The 5,948-nt window shown below is 72.3% G+C and carries 6 protein-coding genes; 3 read left to right on the top strand and 3 right to left on the bottom strand.

Annotation, left to right across the window (positions count from 1 at the left end):
• Nucleotides 1-407: 407 nt before the first annotated feature.
• A complete protein-coding gene (locus ACZ6C6_RS07205; RefSeq protein ID WP_073969135.1) occupies nucleotides 408-626 on the bottom strand; it encodes an MbtH family protein in 219 nt (72 codons plus the stop codon).
• 558 nt (nucleotides 627-1,184) lie between these two features.
• Between ACZ6C6_RS07205 and thpR the strand changes: the two genes are divergently transcribed.
• Nucleotides 1,185-1,814: an RNA 2',3'-cyclic phosphodiesterase gene (thpR, locus tag ACZ6C6_RS07200; RefSeq protein WP_469199967.1), complete on the top strand. Its 630-nt coding sequence runs from the start codon at nucleotides 1,185-1,187 to the stop codon at nucleotides 1,812-1,814.
• A gap of 136 nt (nucleotides 1,815-1,950) precedes the next feature.
• Nucleotides 1,951-2,511, top strand: a complete 561-nt coding sequence (locus ACZ6C6_RS07195; RefSeq protein WP_469199965.1) for a hemerythrin domain-containing protein — start codon at nucleotides 1,951-1,953, stop codon at nucleotides 2,509-2,511.
• 52 nt (nucleotides 2,512-2,563) lie between these two features.
• On the opposite strand, the gene ACZ6C6_RS07190 is transcribed toward ACZ6C6_RS07195, so the two are convergent.
• On the bottom strand, nucleotides 2,564-3,091 hold the full coding sequence (locus ACZ6C6_RS07190) for a hypothetical protein (RefSeq protein WP_469199963.1): 528 nt from the start codon (nucleotides 3,089-3,091) through the stop codon (nucleotides 2,564-2,566).
• A 144-nt stretch (nucleotides 3,092-3,235) separates the two neighbouring features.
• Between ACZ6C6_RS07190 and ACZ6C6_RS07185 the strand changes: the two genes are divergently transcribed.
• Nucleotides 3,236-4,789 (top strand): FAD-dependent oxidoreductase, encoded by a 1,554-nt coding sequence (locus ACZ6C6_RS07185; RefSeq protein ID WP_469199961.1) that lies wholly within the window; start codon nucleotides 3,236-3,238, stop codon nucleotides 4,787-4,789.
• Nucleotide 4,790: 1 nt separating this feature from the next.
• Here ACZ6C6_RS07185 and ACZ6C6_RS07180 read toward each other — a convergent pair whose 3' ends face one another.
• Nucleotides 4,791-5,912, bottom strand: coding sequence for a lipid II:glycine glycyltransferase FemX (locus ACZ6C6_RS07180; protein ID WP_469199959.1), 1,122 nt, complete (start codon nucleotides 5,910-5,912; stop codon nucleotides 4,791-4,793).
• Nucleotides 5,913-5,948: the final 36 nt, after the last annotated feature.

Here is a 5,948-nt window from a genome sequence, read left to right as displayed (position 1 = left end):
GCCGGGACACACCTTCGGGGAGAGCTTTCGGGGGGACGAAGAGGGCAGGACGAAGCCGGCCGTGCCGGTGCGGCATCCGTGACCGACAACGGGCGGGTAAAAACGAGGAGAACGTCACCGGCGCCCGGCGTCGGGCACCACGGGACCGGCGTCCCGTTCCGGAGAACGGGCGCGAACTCCCTTATCGAGGACAGGCCGACGCGCGGACCTTCAATTCCGCGCGCAGCCCATCAGTGCAGTCCATCGATGAGGAAATAAGGCCGCGTGACAACGGAATGAACATTTCTCGCCGAAGCGTGATCGATCGCCATCACGGGCTGATCGAATATGCCCGTACGAGAGCGACGCCGATCGAATGAGTCGCGCGGGCCCGCGGACCGAGCCGGCCCACAGGCCCGCGCACCGCCCTACCCGGCGTCGGCCTCCATCGCCCGCACCAGGCCGGCGGGCCGCATGTCCGTCCACGCGGCCTCGATGGCGTCGAGACACTCCTGTCGCGAACCCTCGGGACCTCCGACGCTCCAGCCCCCCGGAACCTCGATGTGCGCCGGCCACAGCGAATACTGGCCCTCGCCGTTCACCAGCGTCACGAACCGACCCGACTCGTCATCGAAAGGATTGGTCACGACCGTCCCCCCACTTGTTTTCCCACATGCCACCGCATGTTCTTCAGATATACCCGGGCCTGCCGCGCGGATTCACCGCTCCCCCGCCACCGGACCGCCCGCCCCCTGTCGCGCAAGTACGGCCGCACGGCCGGAGATACGTTACGCCTCGGGATACCGGCGTGACGCCGATGGCCGGCCGGTCGTCCGGCTTCGCCCGTTCACGCCAATCACCATAGAGGACCACCGACAGCCCCAGAGACGAATTCGGCCCATTACTTATCAGCCCGCACGACGGTGACGTGCGGGAAGGCCGGCCGGAGACATATGCCAAGCCCACTCCTCCGGAAATTTCCAGCCACCCGATGTCCCGATTGTGCGCATTTCACTAAATACGACCCGCGCACATTCGGATAACCGCCGGCGTACACCCCGTACTGCACGGGCACGCGCCGAACACATCACGCTCCCGTGCGCCGGGTGCGCGCCCCATTCGGAATCAATGGCCATTCCCCTCACTCCGTGTAATTCTCCGGGCTTCGGCGCCCCCGGCCACCCGCCGGGGGCGGCCGGGCCCGCATGCGATACGAATGCCGGGTGACCGAAGAGACCCCGCCCGCGACCGTGCGCGTGTTCATCGCACTCGCTCCGCCCGACCCGGCGAAGGACGAGCTGGCCCAGGAGCTGCGGCCCGCCTACGCGACGCACCCGCGGGTGCGGTGGAACCGGGTGGAGGACTGGCACATCACCCTGGCGTTCCTGGGCGCCCTCCGTGTGGACACCGTTCCGCTGCTGTGTCCGCCGCTCGCCGCCCTCGCCGCGTCCCAGCCCGCTCCGCGCCTGGCACTGCACGGCAGCGGCACGTTCGACGGGCGGGTTGCGTGGAGCGGGGTCGCCGGCGACCTCGACGAACTGCACCGGCTCGCCAATGGCGTACGCGCCGTGGTCCGGGACCGCGGGATCGCCCTGGAGGACCGGCCGCTGCGCCCCCATCTGACCCTCGCCCGGGTGCGCCGGGGCGACCACACGTCGGCCGGGGAGATCGCCGCGCTGCTCACGGAGTTCCGGGGCCGCACCTGGCCCGCCGAGCGCCTGCATCTGGTGGGCAGCAACGCCGGGAGCCGCCCGGGACAGCTCCACTACCGCGACATCGAGGCGTGGCCGCTCGGCACGGCTTCCGCCGCCGCGGTGCCGCCCGCGCGTCCCTGAGCACGGGCCCGCCGGGGTTACGCCAGCCTGACCGGAGTGGGGCGCGGCTCCGTGTGTTGGTGAGGTTCGGGGGTACCCCTGTGGAACGGTGAGCTGACTTCGGCTCGCACCACACACAGCGGAGAGGGTTGCACTGATGGGACACGGCGGAAACGTGATCGCGGAGCTCACCACGGACCACCGCGAGGTCGATGAACTGTTCGCGAAGATCGAGGCCCAGCCGGTCGGTGACGAGCAGCGCAGGAAGCTCGCCGACGAGCTGACGATCGAGCTGGTCCGGCACTCCGTGGCGGAGGAGATGCACCTCTACCCGGCGGTCCGGCGGTTCGTGGACGACGGCGACGACATGGCCGACAAGGAGCTTGAGGACCACGCGAAGGTGGAGCAGCACCTCAAGGAGCTGGAGGGGCTGCCGGCGGACGACCCGCAATTCGACCATCTGGTGGCGAAGCTCAAGCTTGAGGTGAGCGAGCACGTGCGCGACGAGGAGGACCGTCTCTTCCCGCTCCTGGCGGCGGCCGTCTCCCCCGAGGCCCTGGACCAGCTGGGCGAGAAGGTGCGCGCGGCGAAGAAGACGGCCCCGACGCGTCCGCACCCCTCCGCCCCCGACACCCCGCCCGGCAACAAGGTCCTCGGCCCCGGCGCCGGGCTGGTCGACCGGGCCCGCGACCTGCTGAGCGGTCGCGGCAAGGGCTGAACCACCCCGGCGTCCCGGCGTTCCCGGGAAGCGAGCCGGCGCCCCCGGGGTCTCAGCAGGCGCGGGCCGGGCCGAGGCGCAGTCGGTCGAGCAGGTCCGCGTGGTGGAGGCGGGCTATCGGCTCCAGCAGGTCGGGGTGGCGCAGCAGTGCGGTGGCGGCCAGATCGTGCGCGCTGGGCTCGGTCAGGCGGCGGAATTCGGCGGGTCCGGTCAGCCGGTGCTCGGTCTCTTCGAGCGCCTTCACCGCCTCCCGCGCCGCGTCGGGCGCGGTGAGCAGATGGGCGGCCCAGCTGGCCACGACCTCGTCCACCCAGCTGCGCCAGGCCACGTCGGCCGGGCCGGCCGGTATCCGGCCGTGGCCGCCGGTGACCTCGTCCAGGCGGGCGGATCCGCCGGGGCCGGTCAGCACCACGAGGGCGGCGTCCAGGTCGGTCGGGTAGCGGAGCCAGGTGGCGACCGTGACGGCCTGCCGGGCCTGTGCCTCGGCCAGGGCGGCGGTGAGCGGGCCCCCGCCGGCCGGGAACGCGCGCGTCAGCCACTGGGTGGTGGCGGCGATGAGCGGGGCAAGGTCTGCGGGCATCGGGGCGTCCCCTCGGGTACTGGATCGCCGTGCAGCGTACTGCGCCCCGTCCCGTCCCCCGTATGACGCAGAGCACCTTCCGGCCGTGGTGATGGTCATGACCGGCCGGCCATCCCGGGCCCCGAACGATTGGGAGAGCACACGATGAACCACCCCCGCCCTCTTCCCGGGCTGGACGAGTCCTTCTGGATGGACAGCACCGACGCGCCCGAACACCCGCGGCTGGCGTCGGACACCGACGCGGACGTCGTCGTGATCGGCGGTGGCATCGCGGGCCTGAGCACGGCGTGGGAGCTCAGCCGCGCGGGCCGGAACGTCGTGGTCCTGGAAGCGGACCGCATCGCCTCCGGGGTGACCGGCTACACGACGGCCAAGGTGTCCGCCCTCCAGTCACTGGTGTACGACCGGCTGCGGCGGACCCGGGGCGTGGACGCCACCCGCCTGTTCGCGGCCTCGCAGCTGGACGCGGTGGACCGGGTGGCCGGCATCGTGGAGGAGCTGGGGATCGCATGCGACCTGGAGCGGGTGAGCGCGTACAGCTACGCGGCGGGCGAGGAGTCCCGGCATCTGGTCGAGGCGGAGGCGCGCGCCGCCGCCGACGCGGGTCTCGATGTCGCGTACGTCTCCGGGACGGAACTGCCGTTCGCGATCGGCGGGGCGGTCCGGGCGGACGGCCAGGCCCAGTTCCACCCGCGCAAGTACCTGCTGGCGCTGGCCCGGGACCTGGTCGCGCGGGGCGGCCGCGTCTTCGAGCGCAGCCGGGTGACCGGGCTGTCCGAGGGGACGCCGTGCCGGGTGACCACCGAGTCGGGGCGGAGTGTGACGGCACGGGACGTGGTCGTCGCGACGCACTACCCGGTCTTCGACCGCGCGATGCTGTTCGCCCGGCTCTCGCCCCGGCGGGAGCTGGTGGTCGCCGCGCCCGTCCCCGCGGAGCAGGCGCCGAAGGGCATGTACATCACCGAGGACGAGGGGAAGCGCTCGATGCGCTCCACCCCGCTCGACGACGGGCGGCGTCTGCTGATCGTGACCGGGGAGAGCTTCACTCCGGGCACCGGCGACCCCGGCGAGCGTTTCCGGCGGCTGGACGCGTGGCTGCACGAGCGGTTCCCGGCGGCGGGCCCGACCGCGTACCGCTGGGCGGCGCAGGACAACGATCCCAGCGATACGGTCCCGCTCATCGGGCCGTTCCACATCGGGGCCCGGCACACGTATGTGGCGACCGGATTCGGCGGCTGGGGGATGACCGGCGGGGTGCTCGCCGGCCGGCTGCTGACCTCGCTCATCGCGGACGGTGTCCCGCCGCTGCCGTGGGCGGAGCTGTACGACCCCCGGAGGCTGGGGAGCGCGGTGCGGGAGGCGGGGTCGCTGCTGGGCGCGCAGGCGGAGGTGGCGAAGCACTTCGTCGGCGACCGGCTGCGCGTCAGCCACCTGGACTCGGTGAGCCAGGTGGTGCCGGGCACGGGGGCGGTGGTCCGGGTGAAGGGCCGCCGCTGCGCCGTGTACCGGGAGCCGGACGGCACGGTGCGGGCGGTGTCCGCGCGGTGCACTCATCTGGGGTGCCTGGTGGCGTTCAACGAGGCGGAAACGGCGTGGGAGTGCCCGTGCCACGGTTCGCGCTTCGGGGTCGACGGCTCGGTGCTCCAGGGCCCGGCGGTGCGGCCGCTGGAGGCGCTGGACCCCGGCGACGAGGGGTGAGCTACCGCCGCGCCATGTAGAGGCTGAACGCCTTGTGCAGGACCTTGTTGAGCGGGTAGTCCCACTCTCCGACGTACTCGGCGGCCTGTCCGCCGGTGCCCACCTTGAAGCGGAGCAGCCCCAGCAGGTGGTTGCTCTCGTCCAGGGTGTCGGTGGTGCCGCGGAAGTCGTAGACGTGCGCGCCCATCGCGTGGGCGTCGCGGATCATCTGCCACTGGATGGCGTTGTTGGGCTGGACCTCGCGCCTGCGGCTGGTGGAGGCACCGTACGAGTACCAGACGTGCCCGCCGACGGTGAGCATGGTGGCGGCGGCCAGCACCTCGCCGTCGTGCGCGGCGAGGTAGAGCCGCATCCGGTCGGGGTGTTCGGCGGTGAGCGCCTTCCACATGCGCTGGAAGTACGCCAGGGGGCGGGGGATGAACCGGTCCCGCTCGGCGGTCTCGGTGTAGAGCGCGTAGAAGGTGTCCAGGTCGGCGTAGTCGCCCTGGACGACCTTCACGCCGGCCTTCTCGGCCTTCTTGACGTTGCGCCGCCACAGCTGGTTGAACCCGGCCAGGAGGTCGTCGGGCGAGCGGCCGGCGAGGGGGAGCTGGAAGACGTAACGCGGCTGGCCGGCGGCGAACCCGTCCTCGCTGTCGCCCCCGGACCGCTGCCAGCCCATGGCCCGCAGACGGTCCGTCAGGGCGAAGGCGCGGGGGTCCTGTTCGGTCGGTGCGACCTCGCCGAGGCGGTGGGCCGCCGGGTCGGCGATGGCCTCCTTCACGGTGGCCGCGTCCCAGCGGCGGGCGACGACGGGCGGGCCCATCTTCACGGTGAACGCGCCCTGCCTCTTGAGGTGGTCCAGGAGCGGGTCCAGCCACCGGCCGAGGTCGTCGTCGTACCAGTCGATGACGGGGCCCTCGGGGAGGTAGGCGAGGTGGCGCTTGGTCTTCGGCAGCGGCCGGTACAGGACCAGGGCGGTCCCGGTGATCCGGCCGGTGCCGTCGAACCAGCCCAGGCTCTGCGCCCGCCAGTCGGGCTTCACGTCCCCCCATGAGGGGACCTGCATGTGGCTCGCGGACGGCAGACTGCCGACGTGGGCCAGGTGCTCGTCCCGGGTGATCGTCCTCAGGCGGAGGTCCATCGGTCTGCTCCTCGTCCACGGGTCGTGATCCTCCGG

Source organism: Streptomyces sp. NPDC041814 (assembly GCF_055590565.1).
Note: the sequence above shows the minus strand (reverse complement) of the source record. Positions and strands in the feature narration are given on the sequence as shown.